Below are 895 nucleotides of genomic sequence, written 5' to 3'. Positions count from 1 at the left end.
GTAACAAATAGCAAAGAGAAAACAGATGGAACTGATCCTAAAGATGCTTGTAAATTTATCTTAGCTAGTCAAACAGTAGCTCCAAATTCAGCTTGGGAAACTGCCGATTGTGACAATGATGGTGTAATCAACAAACAAGAAAAAATTGACGGTACTGATCCTAAAAATCCAGATACGGATGGTGATGGTGTTAATGACAGCAAAGAGAAAACAGACGGAACCGATCCTAAAGATGCTTGTAAATTTATCTTAGCTAGTCAAACAGTCGCTCCAAATTCAGCTTGGGAAACTGCCGATTGTGATAACGACGGTGTAAACAATAAACAAGAGAAAATTGATGGTACTGATCCTAAGAATCCGGATACGGATGGTGATGGTGTAACCGATAGCAAAGAGAAAACAGATGGAACCGATCCTAAAGATGCTTGTAAATTTATTTTGGCTAGTCAAACGTTAGCTCCAAGTTCAGTTTGGAATACTTCAGATTGTGATGGAGATGGTGTAACAAATAGTAAAGAGAAAACAGATGGTACTGATCCTAAAGATACATGTAAATTTGTTTTAGCGAGTCAAACCCTTGCACCAACAACAGCATGGGAAACTGCCGATTGTGATAACGACGGTGTAAACAATAAACAAGAGAAAATTGATGGTACAAATCCATTGAATCCGGATACGGATGGGGACGGAGTAACTGATGGCAAAGAGAAAACAGACGGAACTGATCCTAAAGATCCTTGTAAATTTATCTTAGCTAGTCAAACAGTAGCTCCAAATTCAGCTTGGGAAACTGCCGATTGTGATAACGACGGTGTAAACAATAAACAAGAGAAAATTGATGGTACTGATCCTAAGAATCCGGATACGGATGGTGATGGTGTAACCGATAGCAAAG

The 895-nt window shown here is 39.0% G+C and carries 1 pseudogene; it reads left to right on the top strand.

Going from position 1 to position 895, the window contains the following annotated elements:
* A pseudogene (locus EOD40_RS18030) lies at positions 1 to 895 on the top strand (thrombospondin type 3 repeat-containing protein); the annotation flags it as partial.

Source organism: Flavobacterium sufflavum, from assembly GCF_004016525.1.
GTDB classification, from domain to species: Bacteria; Bacteroidota; Bacteroidia; order Flavobacteriales; family Flavobacteriaceae; genus Flavobacterium; species Flavobacterium sufflavum.
The sequence above is the reverse complement of the archived record's forward strand: the minus strand, read 5'-3'. Positions and strand labels throughout refer to the sequence as shown.